A 731-nucleotide genomic window follows, 5' to 3' on the forward strand; every position below is an offset into this window, starting at 1 on the left:
CACCTGATCATGGGCATCGGCGGCGCCGACATGCCGGTKGTCGTGTCGATGCTGAACAGCTATTCCGGCTGGGCGGCCGCGGCGATCGGGTTTACGCTTGGCAACGACCTTCTGATCGTCACCGGCGCGCTGGTCKGCTCCTCGGGTGCGATCCTGTCCTACATCATGTGCAAGGCGATGAACCGCTCTTTCATCTCGGTCATCCTCGGCKGCTTCGGCGGTACGACCGGTCMGGCCATGGAGATCTCCGGCGAACAGATCGCCATCGACGCAGACGGTGTMGCCTCGGCGCTCAACGATGCCGACAGCGTCATCATCGTGCCGGGCTACGGCATGGCGGTGGCGCAGGCCCAGCAGTCTGTCTCGGAACTGACCCGCAAGCTCAGGGCCGCCGGCAAGACCGTGCGCTTTGCCATCCATCCCGTCGCCGGCCGTCTGCCGGGCCACATGAACGTGCTGCTCGCCGAAGCCAGGGTGCCCTATGATATCGTGCTGGAGATGKACGAGATCAACGAGGACTTCCCCTCGACTGACGTCGTCATCGTCATCGGCTCCAACGACATCGTCAACCCGGCCGCCCAGGAGGATCCGAACTCCCCGATCGCCGGCATGCCGGTGCTCGAGGTGTGGAAGGCCAAGCAGGTGTTCGTCTCCAAACGCGGCCAAGGCACCGGCTATTCCGGCATCGAGAACCCTTTGTTCTACAAGGACAACACCCGCATGTTCTACGG

At 63.7% G+C, this 731-nt stretch carries 1 protein-coding gene; it reads left to right on the forward strand.

Going from position 1 to position 731, the window contains the following annotated elements; all coding sequences use genetic code 11:
* A partial coding sequence (locus tag QD357_RS32680; protein WP_414126143.1) for an NAD(P)(+) transhydrogenase (Re/Si-specific) subunit beta occupies positions 1 to 731 on the forward strand: 731 nt, incomplete at both ends.

It is taken from the genome of Rhizobium sp. BR 317 (genome assembly GCF_047445835.1).
Lineage (GTDB): Bacteria > Pseudomonadota > Alphaproteobacteria > Rhizobiales > Rhizobiaceae > Rhizobium > Rhizobium paranaense.